Genomic DNA, 17,017 nt, shown 5'->3' on the forward strand with positions numbered 1-17,017 from the left:
CGACGCCCAAGTCAGTTCGCATTCTTCGCGAGACCCTCATGCAAAGCCATCCGCAATCCGGCGCAATAACCTCGGGCGACATTACACCTGGTGAAGTCGAGCACACCTATCGCAAGGTGTTTTTCCGGCTGATTCCGCTGCTGTTTCTCTGCTACGTGATCAGCTATGTCGACCGTGTGAACATCAGTTTCGCCAAGCTGCAGTTCATGCACGACCTCGGTTTTTCCGAGTCTACATACGGCTTGGGCGCCGGCCTTTTCTTTATCGGCTACGTGCTCTTCGAGGTGCCGAGCAATCTCTGGATGCAACGCGTCGGCGCGCGCCGCACGCTCCTGCGCATCATGTTTGCGTGGGGACTCGCGTCAAGCCTCATGATGTTCGTTCGCACACCGACGCAGTTTTACGCCATGCGCTTTCTGCTGGGCGTCACCGAAGCGGGCTTCTTTCCCGGGATCATCTTCTACCTGGGCTGCTGGTTTCCCGGCGCGAGGCGCGCCCGCGTGATCGCCTTCCTGATGATGGCGACTGCCGTGGCGGGGATCATTGGCGGCCCGATGTCGGGGCTCATCATGACGCGGCTCGCCGGGGTGGGCGGCTTGCCAGGCTGGCAGTGGCTCTTCCTTCTGGAAGGCGTGCCCGCCGTCACGCTCGGTATCCTTGCGTTCTTCTTTCTCGGCGATTCGCCGGCGGACGTGCGCTGGCTCAGCGACCGCGAGAAGGCGTTGATATCGCGTGAACTGCTCGCCGACGAAACGTCGAAGCGATCCGGCCATCTCGACGGCCTGCGTGGCGCGCTCGCCAATCCGCGCGTCTATCTCGCGGCACTCGTCTACTTTGCCGTGATGATGCCGTTCAATGCAATCGGCTTCTGGGCGCCGACCATTATTCGCGATCTGGGCGTCGCCAGCGTGCTGGATGTGGGATTACTGTCGGCTCTGGTGTTCATCGCAGCCGCGATCGGGACTTACGTTGTTGGGGCGAGTTCCGACCGGATGATGGAGCGCCGCTGGCACGTGGCGGGCAGCGCGGCCGTGACGGCACTTGCCTTTGCGTTGTTACCGGCTGCCGGCCACAACATAACGATCGGCGTCTGCCTGCTCGCCCTTGCGGCAGCGGCATCGTATGGTTGCTTCGTCGTGTTCTGGACGATACCGCAGACGTTCCTGCCGCGCTCATCGGCTGCTGGCGGCATTGCGATGATCACGAGTCTCGGTGGCACGGGCGGGTTCGTGAGTCCGGCATTCGTAGGTTGGACCAAGATGCACACGGGTAGCGCGGAGTTCGGGCTGATCGGGCTCGCGGTCGTGTTGATGGCCGGAGTCGTGGTGTTGCTGATTGCCTTCCCCGCGGCAGGCAGCAAGCACGCTACAGTGCTCACCGCCACCAATGCCCCGGGGCAGCCGGGTCTCGGACATACGCATCGATAGGAAACGTCGCCAATGGGCCCGGCGAGGCCCATTCGCTCGCTACTGACTAACCGAGCTCACCGCACTCGTGGCGCTCGTCGCTTCCACCGGAGCCGCCTCCACCGGATGCCGCGGATCGTGCAGCGCGCTGTCCGACCAGCCGCCGCCGAGGTCGCCGATCAATGATGCTGCATCAAGCAGCCGCGTCTGCTGCACGTTCAACGCGGTTTGCTGATTATTTAACTGGGTCGCCTGAGCGGTCGCCACAGTCGTGTAGTCCACGGTGCCGGCCTGATACTCGTTGAAGGCAATCTCGGCGCCACGGTTTGCATCGCGCACGGCCGCATCCAGCGCGTCCGACTGCTCGGCCAGGATACGCAAGCCGGACAAGTCATTCTCCACATCTTCAAACGCCGTCAGCACGGTACCGCGGTAATTGGCGACCGCTGCCTGATAGGCCGCCTTGGCCGCCGCAACTTCACCGCTGCGCTCGCCGCCGTCGAATAGCGTTTCAGTCGCGCTGCCGCCCAGCGACCACACGTAATTGGCCACGCGCAGCAAGCCGCCCAATGGTGACTGCGTGAAGCCGTCCAGCGCGGACAGCGACACCGTCGGGTAGTACGCCGCCACCGCGACCCCGATCGCGGCGTTCTGGGACGCCATCTGGCGTTCGGCTGTCGCTATATCGGGCCGGCGCTGCAGCAGGGTCGAAGGAACGCCAACCGGAATGGCCGGTAACGTGGGCATCGAAGTGCTGTGCGGGATGACCAGGTCCTCGGGGTTCTTGCCGGTCAGCACCGCAATGGCATGCTCGTTTTGGGCGCGTGAGATGCCGAGCGCAATCAGGCTCGACTGCGCGGTTTCGAGCTGGGTGCGCGCGGTAATCACGTCCGAAGGCGCGACGGTGCCGGCCTTGTCCTGGTCCGACACCACACCCAGGAAGTGCTGGTACGCCTTGACCGTTTGCTGCAGCAAGTCGATATCGGCGTCGCTTATGCGCAACTGGATCACGGCGGTCGCGAGCGCAATCTGTTCGGAGAGCGTAGCATTCGCGAGCGTGGCTTCGCTGGCCTGCGCGGTCGCGGCATTCTGTTCAATCGTACGGCGCACCGAGCCCCACAGGTCGGGTGCCCAACTCACATTCCCCTCAAGCGAGGCCGAGTTGTTCACCGGCTGTATATTGCCGAAACTCCGGGCCGCGCTGGTGCTCGTCGTGCCGGTCGCGCTGCGTTGCCGGGTGCCCGAACCTGTGACGCCGATGACCGGAAACAAGCCGGAACGCGCCACCTTTACTTCAGCGAGCGCCTCCTGGTAATTGGCATAGTCCTGGGCCACGGTCTGGTTTGAGACCGCCACCTGCGGTTCAAGCTCGTCCAGCAACGGGTCGTTGAAGCCGGTCCACCACGCGCCCTTGGGGCCGTCAGCATTCGGTGCGGCCTGGGTCCAGCCGGGCAGCTCCCGGAAGGTCGCAGGGACGCTGACCTGCGGCCGGTGGTAGTCGGGACCGACCATGCAACCGCCGAGCAGCAGGGCTGCAGCGGCGGCCAGGGGTTTGGAGGAAATCTTCATCTTCATGCCTTTGTATCCGTTTGCCCCGATTGCTCCGGTGGCCCCATTTGATCCGCTTGCCGGTTCCACGGCAATCCGGAAGACCACTTGACGAGCTTGAAGCGCAACCGGTCCAGGTACAGGTAGATCACCGGTGTGGTGTACAGCGTAAAGACCTGGCTCAGGATCAGGCCGCCCATCACGGTAATACCCAGCGGCTGGCGCAACGACGCGCCCTGGCCAATACCAATCGCGAGCGGCACGGCGCCCAGCACGGCGGCGAACGTGGTCATCATGATCGGCCGCAGACGCACGACGGCGGCGGCATGAATCGCATCCTTGGCCGGCATGCCTTCGTTGCGTTGCAACTGGATCGCCACGTCCACCATCATGATCCCGTTCTTCTTCACAATACCAATCAGCAAGATGATGCCGATCAACGCTATCACCGAGAACGGCGTGCCAAAGATCAGCAACGCAATGGTCGCGCCGATACCGGCCGAGGGCAGCGTCGAGAGAATCGTGAGCGGGTGAATCGAGCTCTCATAGAGTACCCCCAGGACGATGTAGACCACACCCAGCGCTGCGAGGATCAGCAGCGGAATGGTGCCCATCGACTGCGCGTAGGCTTGCGCCGCACCCGCGAACGCACCGTGGACGCTGGCCGGCATGCCGATCTCGCGTTCCGCGTTCTCGAGCGCCACCTGGGCCTTGCTGAGCGAGCCGCCGGCGGGGAGGTTGAACGAGATCGTCGCAGCCACCAGCCCGCTCTGATGGTTCACCTGGGTCGACGTATGGTTGTTGACGTAGGTGGCGAGCGCCGGCAGCGGCACCATCGTCTCGGCAGAAGTGCTGTCCGCGCTGCCGCTCGAACTGCCGCCCTTGCTGTTGGAAATGCTGTTGTTGGTCGCGTTGGCTTGCGCGTTCGAATTCAACGAATTGGTGTTCGATGACGCACTCGATGTCGCGCCGACCGCGCTCGCACCCGTCACGCCCGTGACCGTCCCGCCCGGCATTTGCGTCTGCTGCGAGCCGGTAGGATTGCCCGCCGCCGTGCTCAAGAAAATCTGGTTGAGCGTCTGCGGATATTGCCAGTACTCAGGCGCCACTTCCATCACGACGAAGTACTGGTTAAGCGGGTTGTAGATGGTCGATACAGTCCGCTGGCCGAACGCGTCATACAGCACGTTGTCGATCTGGTTCGGCGCGAAACCGTAGCGAGCCGCGGTGGCGCGGTTGAAATTGATGTAGGTCTGCAAACCATTTTGCTGCAGGTCCGAGTTAACGTCGGTCAGCTGGCTGCGATCCTTGTTGAGCGCGGTCACGAGCTTGGGTGTCCACTCGAACAGCGCGGCGGAATCATCGCTTGTCAGCGTGTACTGGTATTCCGCGGCCGACTGCCGTCCGCCAATTCGCAGATCCTGCTGCGCCTGCACGAAAAGCCGCGCGCCGGAGACCGCGTTCAGCTTGGGCCGCAGGCGGTTGACCACTTCGGTCGCGGTCACATGGCGCTGCGCCAGCGGCTTGAGTTCAATGAACACGTTCGCGCTGTTTAGCGCGCGGCCGCCGGTAAAACCCGCCACCGATTGAACCGCCGGATCCTTCTGCACAATTGACTGTAACTGGGCGAGTTTCTTTTCCATCGCCGAGAAGGAGATGCTCTGGTCGGCAATGATCTGCCCGATCAGGATGCCGGTGTCCTGTTCTGGGAAGAAGGTGGCCGGCACGAGCTTGGCGAGAAATACATTCGCTACCAGCAAGCCGATCAGCAACAAGATGACCAGCAGCGAGTGGTCGAGCACCGAGGTGAGCGAACGCGAGTAGGCGTCCTTGAAACGATCGAACTGCGACTCGATCCAGGTTGCCCAGCGCGCCTTCGAATGGCCGGCATGCTCGTGGCTCAACACGTACGCGCACATGGCCGGCGTGACCGTGAGCGAGATCACGAGCGAGATCAGGATCGCAATGGAAAGCGTCACCGCAAACTCATGGAACAGCAGGCCCACGATCCCCGGCATCAGCAGAATGGGGAGGAATACCGCGATCAGCGAGAGGCTCATCGAGATCACCGTGAAGCCCACTTCGCCACTGCCTTTCAGCGCAGCTTCTTTCGGACTCAAGCCCATTTCCAGGTGGCGCGTGATGTTTTCCAGGACCACGACCGCATCGTCGACCACGAAGCCGGTGCCAATGGTCAGCGCCATCAGCGAGAGATTGTCGATGCTGTAGCCGAGCAGGTACATCGGCCCGAACGTGCCCACGATCGATAGCGGCAACGCAACCGCCGGCACGAGCGTGGCACGCGGCGACTGGAGAAAAATGAACACCACGCCGACCACCAGCAGCACCGCGATGAACAAGGTCCGCTCGGTATCTCCCACCGACGCCCGGACCGATTCCGACCGGTCCACAGCAACGCTGACGTGAACGCTGCTTGGCAGCGTCGCCTCGATGGCGGGCAGGACGTTCCTGATCTGCCTGACCGTATTGACGATATTGCTGCCGGGCATCGGATAGACGATTACCAGCACGGCCGACTTGCCGTTATAGAGCCCGGCGTTGCGGATATTTTCGTTGGAGTCCCTGACTTGCGCGACATCGCGCAGCAGCACGGGCGCGCCGTCACGATAGGCGACTACAAGGTCACGGTAGGGCGCCGCCTTGTTGATCTGGTCGTTCGACAAGACCACGTAGCGCTGGTCGCCCTGGTCGAGGTGACCCTTCGCGCTATTCGCGTTGGCCGCGCTGATGGCCGCGCGCACATCTTCGAGGCCGAGGCCGTAGCTATTCAGTTTGCCGGGCTGCAACTCGACGCGCACCGAAGGCAATGCACCGCCGCCCAGCGTGATCTGGCCTACGCCGTTGACCTGCGAGAGCTGCTGCTGGATCACGGAATCCGCGGAGTCGTAGAGCTGCGCCTTGGTGAGCGTGTCCGAGGTCAGCGCGAGCACCATGATGGGCGAATCCGCCGGGTTGTACTGGCGATAAGTCGGGTTGCTTCGAAGCGTGGTCGGCAGGTCAGCACGCGCCGCCTGGATGGCCGCTTCGACGTCGCGGGCGGCGCCGTTGATATCGCGGTTCAAGCCGAACTCGACCACGATCATCGATGAGCCGACGTAGCTGATCGAGGTCAGTTCTTCCACGTTGGCAATCGTGCCGAGCCGCCGTTCGAGCGGTTCTGCCACGGTCGACGCCATGATGTTCGGGCTCGCGCCCGCCATGTTGGCCTGCACCACGATCACCGGGAACGCGATGTTCGGCAGCGGCGCGACAGGCAACTGGAAGTAGGCGAGCGCCCCGGAGATCAGGATCGCGATCGCCAGGAGGGTGGTCGCGACCGGGCGCCGGATGAATAACGCCGATATGTTCACGGCGTACCCTCCTCCACAGCAGGTGCCTCAGGAGAGTCCGGCTTGTTGCGTTTGCGCCAGCGCCGCGTGCGCTCGGCCATCCTGTCGAAGAACAGGTAGATGACCGGCGTGGTGAAGAGCGTCAGCATCTGGCTCAAGGTCAGGCCGCCGATAATCGCGAGGCCAAGCGGCCGGCGCAACTCCGATCCCGTGCCGCTGCCGAGCAACATCGGCAATGCGCCGAGCATGGCTGCGAGCGTGGTCATCAGGATCGGCCGGAAGCGCAGCAGCGACGCTTCGAAGATCGCCTCGCGCGGCGCCTTGCCGTGGTTGCGTTCGGCATCGAGCGCGAAGTCCACCATCATGATGGCGTTCTTCTTCACAATACCGATCAGCAGCACGATGCCGATAATGCCGATCACATCGAGGTCACTCCCCGCAATCATCAACGCGAGCAACGCGCCGATCCCCGCCGATGGCAGCGTGGAAAGAATCGTGACCGGATGGATGAAGCTCTCATACAGCACACCCAGCACGATATACACCGCCACCAGCGCAGCGATCAGCAGGTACACCTCGCTTGATAACGAATCCTGGAAGGCCTGCGCCGCGCCCTGCAGCGAAGAGGTGATCGATGGCGGCAGATTGACCGCCTTCTCGGCTTCGTGAATACGCTCCACCGCCGTGCTCAACGACGCGTCTTTCGCGAGGTTGAACGAGATGGTGACGGCCGGGAATTGCGCCAGATGGCTGATCACCAACGGCGACTTGACGATCTGGATCTTGGCGATCCCGGAGAGCGGCACCTGGCCGGTGCTGCTCGTCTGGCTCGGCAAATAGATATTGCCGATCGACTCCACGTTAGGCAGCGACTCGGCTTTCGCGACGAGGATCACCCGGTACTGATCCGACTGCTGGAAGATGGTCGAGACAATACGCTGGCCCAGCGCGTCGTAGAGCGCGTTGTCGACGGTCGCCGGGGTGATGCCGAAACGCGCGGCCAGTTGCCGGTTGACTTCGACGTTCACGCTCAAGCCGTCGGAGTTCATATCGCTTTGCACATCGGCGAGAGACGGAATGGCTTTCAGGCGTGCAATCAGTTCCGGCACGTACTTCTGGAATGCCTGCTGATTTGGTCCGCGCAGCACGAAGCTGTACTGGTTCGGCGAGACCGTGGTGTCGAGCGTCAGGTCCTGCTCAGGCTGCATATAGAGCTTGATTCCAGACACGTTCGCTACTTCGTCCTGCAGGCGCCGGGCGATTTCCTGCGCCGTGTCCGAACGCTTGTCGTGGTCGCGCAGGTTGATCAGGAAGCGGCCGTTGTTCAGCGTGGGGTTGGTGCCGTCGATCCCCACGTAGGAGGTGAGCGAGACCACGTCTGGATCTTTCAGGATCGCATCGGCAAGCGCTCGCTGGCGCGTGACCATCGCCTTGTAAGACACCGAATTGTCAGCCACGCTGATCCCTTCGATCACGCCGACGTCCTGCACTGGGAACAGCCCCTTCGGAATCACGATGTAGAGAAGGGCGGTCAGCACCACGGTGCCGATGGCCACCATCAGGGTCAGGATCTGGTGATCCAGCACCCAGCGCAAACCCCGTTCGTAGCCGGCGAGCGTCTTGTCGAAGAGGCCTTCGCTGATGCGCTCAAAGCGGCTTGGATGACGGTCGACCTGAGCCTTCAAGAGGCGCGCGCAGAGCATGGGCACCACGGTCAGCGAGACCACGGCGGACAGCACGATGGTGACCGCGAGTGTCACCGCAAATTCGCTGAAAAGGCGTCCGATCACCCCGCCCATGAAGAGCAGCGGGATCAGCACCGCAATCAGCGAGATGGTCAGCGAAAGAATGGTGAAGCCGATCTGCCCGGCGCCTTCGAGCGCGGCTTCCAGCGGCGTCTTGCCTTCCTCCAGATAGCGCACGATGTTCTCGATCATCACGATCGAGTCGTCGACCACGAAGCCGGTGGCAATGATCAATGCCATCAGCGAGAGGTTATCAATGGAGTAGTTCAGCTGGTACATCACGGCGAGCGTGCCGATCAGCGACACCGGCACCGAGATGCTCGGGATGATCGTGGCCGGCACGTTTCGCAGGAACACGAAGATGACCGCGACCACCAGGATGATCGCCAGCCCGAGTTCGAGCGCCGCGTCGGAGACCGACGAACGGATCACGCCGGTGCTGTCCGAGACGACCGTGACCTTCATGCCGGCCGGCAGCGTTGATTCGAGCTGCGGCAACTGCTTCATGATCTGGTTGACGGTCGCGATCACGTTTGCGCCCGGTTGCCGCTGCACGTTCAGCACGATCGCGGGCGTGCCGTTGTACCAGGCACCGCGTTCAACATCCTGAGGCGCCGTGGTCACGTTGGCAACGTCGCGCATGAACACCGGCGCGCCATTCTGGTAGGCGATCACAGTGCTCAGATAGTCTTTCGGATCGCTGATCTGGTCGTTGCCGTTGATCGTGTAATCAAGGTCGGGACCGTCGAAGTTGCCTTTCGGCTGGCTCACGTTGACGTAGCTGAGCAGCGTTCGCAGATCGTCGATATTGAGGCCATAGGCCGCCAGCTTGTGCGGGTCCGCTTCAACGCGGATAGCGGGTACATTGCCGCCGCTGACGGTGACCACACCCACGCCCGACACTTCCGAAATCTTCGTTCCAAGGCGGTTGTTGGCAGCGTCTTCCAGTTGCGTAAGCGACATGGAATTGGAGGTCACCGCCAGCGTCAGGATCGGCTGGTCCGCCGGATTCACCTTCGCATAGATCGGCGGTCCGGGCAGGCCGGTCGGCAGGAAGCTGTTGGCCGCGTTGATGGCCTGCTGGACATTCTGCTGCGCGATATCGAGGTTCAGCGACAGGTCGAACTGCAGCGTGATGACCGACGCGCCGTCCGAACTATACGAGGTCATCTGCTGCAAGCCGGGGATCTCGCCCAGTTGCACTTCAAGCGGCGCGGTCACCGTGGTGGCCATCACATCCGGGCTCGCACCCGGATAGAAGGTCTGCACCTGGATGGTCGGATAGTCGACGTTAGGCAGCGAGGAAACCGGCAGCACGCGCACTGCGACGAGGCCCACTAATACGAGGGCGATCATCAGCAGCAGCGTAGCTACCGGTCTAAGAATAAACAGGCGGGAGATATTCATCGGCGCGTGGGCTTAGCGTCTACGAGGCTGCATCGGCCGCGGCCGCGGCCGCCCCCGAGGCGCCGGCGTGGGCGTGCTTATGCTGACCCTGAGCGCCGCTCGCTGCGCTCGCTCCAGACGCCGGAGCTTCAGCGGCAGCACCGCCAGAGGCGGGTTTTGCCGCAGCGGCCTGGATCTTCAGGCCGTCGCTCAGGCGGTCGGTGCCATCGGTGACCACGATGTTGCCCGCTGCAAGCCCGGACGTAATGACCGTGTTCTTGCCGTCGCTCGGACCGAGGGTGACCTTGTGCACGGACACCGTGTTGTTCGCGTTCACAAGATAGACGTAGTCGCCCGGTGCACCGGTTTGCACGGCCGGCGTTGGCACCAGCACGGCATTTTGCAAGGTATCGACGAGCAGCTTGACGTTGACGAACTCGCTCGGGAACAGTGCTTCGTCGTCGTTGGGGAACGTTGCGCGAAGGGTGATCGTGCCCGTGCTCGTCGCCATCTGGTTGCTGACCGCGTAGAGCGTGCCGGTGGCGATCTCCCTGGAGTTGTCGCTGCTGTAGGCGGTGACCGGCAGGCTCGCGCCGCCGTGCATGCGCTGCAGCACTTTCGCGAGCGAATCTTGCGGCACCGTGAACTGCACGGTGGTGGGTTTCATAGTGGTGATGACCACGATACCCGGCGACGACGAAGCGGTAACGTAGTTGCCCGGGTCAACAAGACGCAGGCCGACGCGCCCGGAAACCGGCGCTGTGATGCGGCAATAAGCGAGGTCGAGATCGAACTGCGCAATGTTCGCCAAGTCGACTTTCACCGCAGCCTCGTCCTGCTGCACGAGGAATTGCTGGTCGGCAAAGGTCTGCTCGGCAATGGACTTGCGCTCGTTCAACTGCGTGAAGCGGACGAGGTCGGCGCGCGCTTGTGCAAGTGCAGCCTTGTCCTTGGCGAGGGTCGCCTCGGCTTGCTGCTTGTCGATTTCATACTGGCGGGGATCGATCTGGGCCAGGAACTGGCCCTTCTGCACATCCTGGCCTTCGCGGTAACCGACAGCGGTGAGGTATCCGCTCAGTTGAGGCAGCACGGTCACGGTAGCGGTGGGGGTCACCGTGCCCAGTTCGCTCAGGATCTCGGGCATGGAACCGAGGGTCGCCGTAGCAACCGTCACCACTTGCGGCGGAGTGGCGCGTTGCGGCTTCTTGGCCCGCAGTAAATGCACGACCACGACTGCTATCAGCACCAGCACCAGCAACAAGAGCCAGAAGCGCCAGCGCCTCTTGGGCTTTACCTGCGTGGAACCGGTGTCGCTCATACCGCTCATACCAACGCCCTCCGAAAACAATCTCTGCCCTGGATAACCGGGCGGTGCAATCAGAAGCCGCCCGGCAAGTGCCACATGTCTTTCATCCCCGGCTTGGCCGGTTGTATTCGTTAGCGAAATTCCCTGGCAAGACCGGGCGACGAGCCAGGCATGCTTTTGAATTCGCATTGTGATTGCTGCTTCAGGCCTTATTCATTCGTTAAGCAGATATGACGTGGCATTGAGACTATTGCGTCCCTTGTGATCGAACGAATGAATACAAGTTCATCAGGCTGACGCAATGACAGTGACCACCCAATCTTTAATGAATGGATAAGACGGTATCGCAGTGTAACGAACCAGAGGCCGAATTTTGCCCGATCGTGTTGGATGAAGCATTCCGAACCATTACGAAAGGAGCGTGAGTAACGTCGTGTAATACAGCGGTGGGCTTTCTTACGAAAGAACCGTACATATCATCGTATTCGGCAATAACGTCTATTGTTAGATTGTAGAAAGCTAATAGAAAGTTATCGCCATGGCTAGCGGCTGAAACTAAGGAGCGTTAGTGTCCACCAAGCTTACAAATAGCCTTTGCAATCCTAACTAAATAGTCGCGTGCGGGTTTTGCAAGGTCGCTCGCTGGCACTTTAGATTGGTCCAGCGCGCCGCGGTCCGGTGGATGCACGCACAACAAGTTTAGGCGGCGGAGCGATAACCATCGACGGTTGCACGTCCGGCACTTGAATAAGCTGGATCAGTCGATCGACAGATAACTCCGCAATGGCCGCGGTCTGAATTGCGACGGTCGTCAAAGCAGGATGCACCTGGTGCGCGAGCTGAATGTCCGTGATGCCGATCACCGACACATCGTCCGGCACCTTGCGGCCAAGCGTGATCAACGCCTGCGCCGCGCCAATCGCCAACAGATCGTTGGTCGCAAAAATGGCGGTGAGGTGCGGCCGGTTCGCCATCAACTGCATGCAGGCTGCATACCCTGCGTCGATAGAATCGCGGATCTGCAGCACTGCAGCGGCGTCGGCTTCAATCCCGGCCTCGCGCATGGCGGCGCGAAAACCATTTAAACGGGCATCCTGCAAACCGCCGCAGCCATCGCCGATCAGCAGGCCAATTTCACGATGGCCGAGTTCGAGCAGATGGCCGGCGGCCAGCGCACCCGCGTGCGCGAAATCCACCGCGATGCAGGGCAAGGCAGGCGGCGTCTCGGGATGCTCCCACATGGCCAGCAGGATTGGCGCGCTGTGCATGGCCGACGCGCACAAGTCGTTAATGGCAATGTCTGTGTTCATCACGAGCACGCCATCGGCCAGCGTTCCCGCGATCTGATTCAGGTACGCGCGGCCAATCTCGGCGTCGTCGTCGGTATTGCACACCATCAGGAAATGGCCTGCCTTGCGGGCCGCGCGCTCGGCTGCCAGGACGAACTCGGGATAGAACGGGTTCGAGATATTGGAGAGCATCAAGGCTAGCGTCGACGATCTGCCTTCAGCCAGCGCACGCGCATTCAGGTTGGGCCGATAACCAAGATCGGCAATGGCCTTCAACACGCGGTCGGCCGTTTCCGGGCGGACTTTTTCGCGGTTGCGCAGCACGTTGGACACGGTCGCCGCGGTGACATGAGCGCGCTTTGCAACTTCGGATAGAGTGACCATTTTTCTATTTTTCCCACATTCAGGGAATGTGATTCAAATGTTGCAAGCGATTGGCGACGTTGATAAGTTCTGGAAAACACAACAGAGACAGCCATCATGAATTGTTGCATCGTACCCGAATTTAAGCGGTTAAATACACGCAGCACAAGGATGTGCCGCTTTTTTTGCGCAAAAATTTAAGCGGTTAAATCCGGGAGGCAGCATGGCGGCAATTCGTTTGGTGGACGTGCAGAAGTCATATGGTGACCACGCGCCGGTTATCCGGCGCGTGAATCTGGAGATTGCGCAGCATGAGTTCTGCGTGTTCCTGGGGCCATCGGGGTGCGGCAAGTCCACCCTGCTGAGAATGATCGCCGGTCTCGAAGACTTAAGCGATGGCGAGCTGCATATTGGCGGGCGTCTCGTGAACGATGTGCCCGCCGCGGCGCGCGGCGTCGCCATGGTGTTCCAGAGTTACGCGCTGTTTCCGCACATGACCGTGTTCGACAACATGGCGTTCGGCCTGAAACTCGCGAAGCAGCCCAAGGACGTGATTGACCGGAAGGTGCGTGATGCCGCGCGCATCCTGCAACTGGACGACTATCTGGATCGATTTCCCAAAGCGTTATCGGGAGGTCAGCGCCAGCGTGTTGCGATCGGCCGGGCCATCGTGCGCGAACCCGGCGTGTTCCTGTTCGATGAACCGCTGTCGAATCTCGATGCTGCGTTGCGCGGCCAGACGCGTGTGGAAATTGCCCGGCTGCATCAGCGCTTTGCAAATGCGAGCGTGGTCTATGTGACCCACGATCAGGTCGAGGCGATGACCCTCGCCGACAGGATCGTGCTGCTGCACGCAGGCGCGGATGCCGAGCGGTTCGGCAGCGTTGCGCAGACGGGTGCGCCGCTTGAGTTGTATCACCATCCGAAGTCGCGCTTCGTGGCGGGTTTCATTGGCTCACCGAGAATGAATTTTATCGATGCCGTGGTTGAGTCGATTGGTGCCGGCCGCGTGACGGTCACGCTTGCGCAAAGCGGCGATCGTCTCGTCGCGCACGTTGATGGTCAACGGTTGCAGCGCGGCCAGCCGGTCACCCTTGGCGTGCGCCCGGAACACTTGCAACTCGATGGCGATGAACAGTCCATTCAGTGCGTCACAGTGCTGTCGGAACGGCTCGGCGAGCACAGCTACGTTCATGCGGATCACGCGACCGGCACGCTCGTCGCGAAAGCGCCCGGCGATACATCGATCAGTCCAGGCGAGCCCGTCCGCATTCACGTTCCGGCTTCAGCATGCCACGTATTCGACGCGGATGGGCTGGCGCTTCGGCGCAGTGTGGTCGAGCCCGAGCGAGCCGCAGCTTGAGAATTACTTAGCATAACGCATAGATTTAAAACTGATTCCGCCACAGAGCGGGTTACATCGTCTGGCAGTGTTTTGCTGTCAGCCAACAAAGTAGTCAAGGAGACAAAGATGATTGCACATCGCCTTCGCAGTCTGGCTCGCGCATCGGCGGCGCTCGCCCTCGTAGCAGGCGTGCTCGGCTGTACCGTGGCCGACGCCGCCACGCTGACCGTCAACGTATCGGCGCGCGGTAACCAGCGTTCGACCTGGCAGGACGCGTTCGACAAGTTCAAAAAAGCCAATCCCGATGTCGACCTCAAGGTGACCTACATCACCGAAGAGGCGTACAAGGTTCAGATGGGCGGCTGGCTCGCCACCGATCCGCCCGATGTAGTCTCGTGGCATGACGGCGAACGGATGGCGTATTACGCGCAACGTGGCTTGCTGGACGACCTGTCGCCGGACTGGAGCAAGAACGGCTGGTCGCAGCAATATGCATCGGTCAAGGAAGCGTCAACTTACAAGGGCAAGCAATACGCGGCACCACTTGGCTACGATGCGTATGGCTTCTTCTACCGGAAGGATCTGTTCGAAAAGGCCGGTATCAAGGGCGAGCCGAAAACCTGGGATGAATTCCTCGACGCCTGCAAGAAGCTGAAGGCAAGCGGTGTTGCACCGATCGCCGTAGCCGCTCGCGATAGCTGGACGCTCGCCGCATGGTTCGATTATCTCGACCTGCGCATTAACGGCAACGTGTTCCATCAGCAATTGATGGCGGGCGAAATTCCGTACACCGACCCGCGTGTGAAAAAGGTCTATGCCGCTTGGAAAACGCTGATCGACGATCATTACTTCATCGACAACGCGCTGTCCTACGACCTCGATTCCATCGCGCCGTTCCTCGCGAACGGCAAGGCTTCGATGATGCTGATGGGCACGTTCTTCTCGGCGAGCATTCCGGCTTCGATCCGTCCGCAAACCGGCTTCTTCCGTTTCCCCGTGATCGACGCCAATGTGCCCGTGGCTGAAGACGGCCCGGTGAACGTATTGCTGATTCCGGCGAAGGCAAAGAACAAGGTCGATGCCCACAGGTTGCTGGCGTTCATGGAGCAGCCGCAGATCAACGCCGATCTCGCGAAGGGTTGGGGCCAATTGCCGTCGAACAGTCAGTCTGCCGAACCTGAGGATGAAATTTCGAAGGTGGGTTTCCAGACGCTCGCGAATACGAAGGGCGGCATTGCGCAGTTCTACGATCGCGACATGACGAAGGAAATGGCCGACGAAGGGATGAAGGCGATGCAGGAGTTCTATAGCGATCCGTCGCAACTCGACGCCGTGCTCGTGCGCCTCGAAGCGACGCGCAAGCGTATCTACAAGAAGTAAGCCTGCGGCGCCGGCGGTTGCATGTTGCATATGTTTGAAATGCAGCAAGCGCCGGCGCTCGCCAAAGATCTCCGACGAGGCCCGATCATGTCTGATTCCGTAGCGCGCCGCTTACCCGCGGCGAGGCGCCGGCACGTCTCTACTACACGCCGTCATCAGCACCGCGCCGCATTTTTCTTCCTGCTGCCGGGCTGCGCGTTGTTTTGCCTGTGCGTGGTTTATCCGATCATCAGCAGCATTTCACTCAGCTTTTATAACTGGGACGGAATGACGCCGAAGACGTTCGCCGGCTTCGATAACTACATCGAACTGTTCCACTCGGACACCTTCTACACGGCGCTCAAGAACAACCTGATCTGGCTCGCGCTGTTCCTGCTTGCGCCGCCGTTGGGTTTGCTGTTCGCGTTGTATCTGAACCAGCAGATCCGCGGCATGCGCATTGTGAAGTCATTGTTCTTCGCGCCGTTCGTGCTGTCAGGCGTGGTGGTGGGTCTTGTGTTCAGCTGGTTCTACGACCCGGGGTTTGGTTTGCTAAGGCTTATTGTCGGGCATGGCATTCCAGTGCTCGGCGATCCGCACACGGTGACATTAGGCATTATCTTCGCCGCATTGTGGCCGCAGACACCGTTCTGCATGGTGTTGTACCTCACCGGGCTAACGGCCATCAATCCCGAGGTCGTCGAGGCGGCGCGCATGGAAGGCGCGAAGGGCGTGGCGCTGCTATGGCACGTGATCCTGCCGCAATTGCGGCCCGCCACTTTCATGGCCGTGGTGCTCACCGTGATAGGCGCGCTGCGAAGCTTCGACCTGATCGCCGTGATGAGCGGCGGTGGTCCGTTCGACAGTTCCACGGTGCTTGCCTATTACATGTACGACCAGGCGATCAAGTATTACCGCGAGGGATATTCCGCCGCGATCGCAGTCGTGCTGTTCGCCATCATGCTCGTCTATATCGTGTTCCATCTGCGCCGCATGCTGCGCGAAGAACGCTGATTTCCAGGAGTCACGTGTCATGTATCCACTTCCCGTTGAACGCTGGAAACCCCTTAACCGCAGGTTGTACAAAGCCTCGCTGCCGATTGCGCTGCTGATTTGGTTGCTGCCGATGCTGGCCGTGCTCGTCACCTCCATTCGCTCTTCGGAGGAGCTATCGTTAGGCGACTATTGGGGCTGGCCGAAGCACTTTGCGCTGATTGAAAACTACGGCACGGCGCTCACGCAAACGCCCATGCTGCATTACTTCGCCAATAGCGTGCTGATCACGGTGCCATCGGTGGTCGGCGCGATCGTGCTGGCGTCGATGGCGGGTTTCGCCTTGGCAACGTACAAGTTCCCGGGCAATACCGCTGTGCTGTTCGCGTTCGTTGCCGGCAACTTCGTCCCCATCCAGATCCTGATGATCCCGGTACGCGACATGGCGTTGAAAGTAGGTTTGTTCAACACTGTGTGGGCGCTCGTTATCTTCCATGTGTCGTTTCAAACTGGCTTTTGCACGCTGTTCCTGCGCAACTTCATCAAGCAGCTTCCATTCGAGTTGATCGAGGCGGCGCGCGTGGAAGGAGCGAGTGAATGGACCGTCTATTTGCGGATCGTGCTGCCGCTGATCCGGCCGGCGCTCGCCGCGCTCGGCATCCTCGTGTTCACGTTTGTCTGGAACGATTACTTCTGGGCGCTATGTCTTACGCAGGGCGATGAGGCCGCGCCGATCACCGTAGGCGTCGCCGCACTCAAGGGCCAATGGACGACCGCGTGGAATCTCGTGGCAGCGGGTTCGGTGCTGGCCGCATTGCCTTCCGTGCTCATGTTCTTCGCGATGCAAAAGCATTTCGTCGCCGGTCTGACTTTTGGTGCAAGCAAGGGCTGAGTGCTTGTTCGCCGTCACTATTAAAGAGACTTTCT

Annotated in this window: 10 protein-coding genes; 5 read left to right on the forward strand and 5 right to left on the reverse strand. The window is 60.9% G+C overall.

Annotated features, from left to right (window positions below; genetic code table 11):
- Positions 1 to 38: 38 nt before the first annotated feature.
- Positions 39 to 1,427, forward strand: coding sequence for an MFS transporter (locus ACSQ83_RS10170; RefSeq protein ID WP_414951741.1), 1,389 nt, complete (start codon positions 39 to 41; stop codon positions 1,425 to 1,427).
- A 39-nt stretch (positions 1,428 to 1,466) separates the two neighbouring features.
- On the opposite strand, the gene ACSQ83_RS10175 is transcribed toward ACSQ83_RS10170, so the two are convergent.
- The 5 genes from ACSQ83_RS10175 to ACSQ83_RS10195 form a co-directional block, all read right to left on the reverse strand.
- Entirely contained in the window at positions 1,467 to 2,981 is a 1,515-nt protein-coding gene (locus ACSQ83_RS10175) for an efflux transporter outer membrane subunit (protein WP_436228029.1), read from the reverse strand.
- Entirely contained in the window at positions 2,978 to 6,325 is a 3,348-nt protein-coding gene (locus ACSQ83_RS10180) for an efflux RND transporter permease subunit (protein WP_414951743.1), read from the reverse strand. Before ACSQ83_RS10180 ends, ACSQ83_RS10175 begins: the two co-directional genes overlap by 4 nt.
- On the reverse strand, positions 6,322 to 9,456 hold the full coding sequence (locus tag ACSQ83_RS10185) for an efflux RND transporter permease subunit (RefSeq protein WP_414951744.1): 3,135 nt from the start codon (positions 9,454 to 9,456) through the stop codon (positions 6,322 to 6,324). The genes ACSQ83_RS10180 and ACSQ83_RS10185 overlap by 4 nt, the downstream gene beginning before the upstream one ends.
- A gap of 19 nt (positions 9,457 to 9,475) precedes the next feature.
- Positions 9,476 to 10,753, reverse strand: a complete 1,278-nt coding sequence (locus ACSQ83_RS10190) for an efflux RND transporter periplasmic adaptor subunit (RefSeq protein WP_436228083.1) — start codon at positions 10,751 to 10,753, stop codon at positions 9,476 to 9,478.
- 638 nt (positions 10,754 to 11,391) lie between these two features.
- Positions 11,392 to 12,414: a LacI family DNA-binding transcriptional regulator gene (locus tag ACSQ83_RS10195; RefSeq protein WP_436228030.1), complete on the reverse strand. Its 1,023-nt coding sequence runs from the start codon at positions 12,412 to 12,414 to the stop codon at positions 11,392 to 11,394.
- Between the two features lie 202 nt (positions 12,415 to 12,616).
- On the opposite strand from ACSQ83_RS10195, the gene ACSQ83_RS10200 reads away from it, so the two are divergent.
- From ACSQ83_RS10200 to ACSQ83_RS10215, 4 genes are all read left to right on the forward strand, one after another.
- Positions 12,617 to 13,756: an ABC transporter ATP-binding protein gene (locus tag ACSQ83_RS10200; protein ID WP_436228031.1), complete on the forward strand. Its 1,140-nt coding sequence runs from the start codon at positions 12,617 to 12,619 to the stop codon at positions 13,754 to 13,756.
- Positions 13,757 to 13,864: 108 nt separating this feature from the next.
- On the forward strand, positions 13,865 to 15,118 hold the full coding sequence (locus ACSQ83_RS10205) for an ABC transporter substrate-binding protein (protein ID WP_436228032.1): 1,254 nt from the start codon (positions 13,865 to 13,867) through the stop codon (positions 15,116 to 15,118).
- An 87-nt stretch (positions 15,119 to 15,205) separates the two neighbouring features.
- Positions 15,206 to 16,111 (forward strand): carbohydrate ABC transporter permease, encoded by a 906-nt coding sequence (locus tag ACSQ83_RS10210; protein ID WP_436228033.1) that lies wholly within the window; start codon positions 15,206 to 15,208, stop codon positions 16,109 to 16,111.
- A gap of 19 nt (positions 16,112 to 16,130) precedes the next feature.
- Positions 16,131 to 16,982: a carbohydrate ABC transporter permease gene (locus tag ACSQ83_RS10215; protein WP_436228034.1), complete on the forward strand. Its 852-nt coding sequence runs from the start codon at positions 16,131 to 16,133 to the stop codon at positions 16,980 to 16,982.
- The last annotated feature ends 35 nt before the right edge of the window (positions 16,983 to 17,017 follow it).

The sequence above is a fragment of the Caballeronia sp. LjRoot29 genome, from assembly GCF_964252755.1.
GTDB lineage: Bacteria > Pseudomonadota > Gammaproteobacteria > Burkholderiales > Burkholderiaceae > Caballeronia.

Bases quoted from the DNA above. Each gene is read 5' to 3' on its own strand.
- ACSQ83_RS10190 (WP_436228083.1), bottom strand. From the start codon at position 10,753: ATGAGCGACACCGGTTCCACGCAGGTAAAGCCCAAGAGGCGCTGGCGC.
- ACSQ83_RS10175 (WP_436228029.1), bottom strand. From the start codon at position 2,981: ATGAAGATGAAGATTTCCTCCAAACCCCTGGCCGCCGCTGCAGCCCTG.
- ACSQ83_RS10205 (WP_436228032.1), top strand. From the start codon at position 13,865: ATGATTGCACATCGCCTTCGCAGTCTGGCTCGCGCATCGGCGGCGCTC.
- ACSQ83_RS10200 (WP_436228031.1), top strand. From the start codon at position 12,617: ATGGCGGCAATTCGTTTGGTGGACGTGCAGAAGTCATATGGTGACCAC.
- ACSQ83_RS10215 (WP_436228034.1), top strand. From the start codon at position 16,131: ATGTATCCACTTCCCGTTGAACGCTGGAAACCCCTTAACCGCAGGTTG.
- ACSQ83_RS10210 (WP_436228033.1), top strand. From the start codon at position 15,206: ATGTCTGATTCCGTAGCGCGCCGCTTACCCGCGGCGAGGCGCCGGCAC.
- ACSQ83_RS10185 (WP_414951744.1), bottom strand. From the start codon at position 9,456: ATGAATATCTCCCGCCTGTTTATTCTTAGACCGGTAGCTACGCTGCTG.
- ACSQ83_RS10195 (WP_436228030.1), bottom strand. From the start codon at position 12,414: ATGGTCACTCTATCCGAAGTTGCAAAGCGCGCTCATGTCACCGCGGCG.
- ACSQ83_RS10170 (WP_414951741.1), top strand. From the start codon at position 39: ATGCAAAGCCATCCGCAATCCGGCGCAATAACCTCGGGCGACATTACA.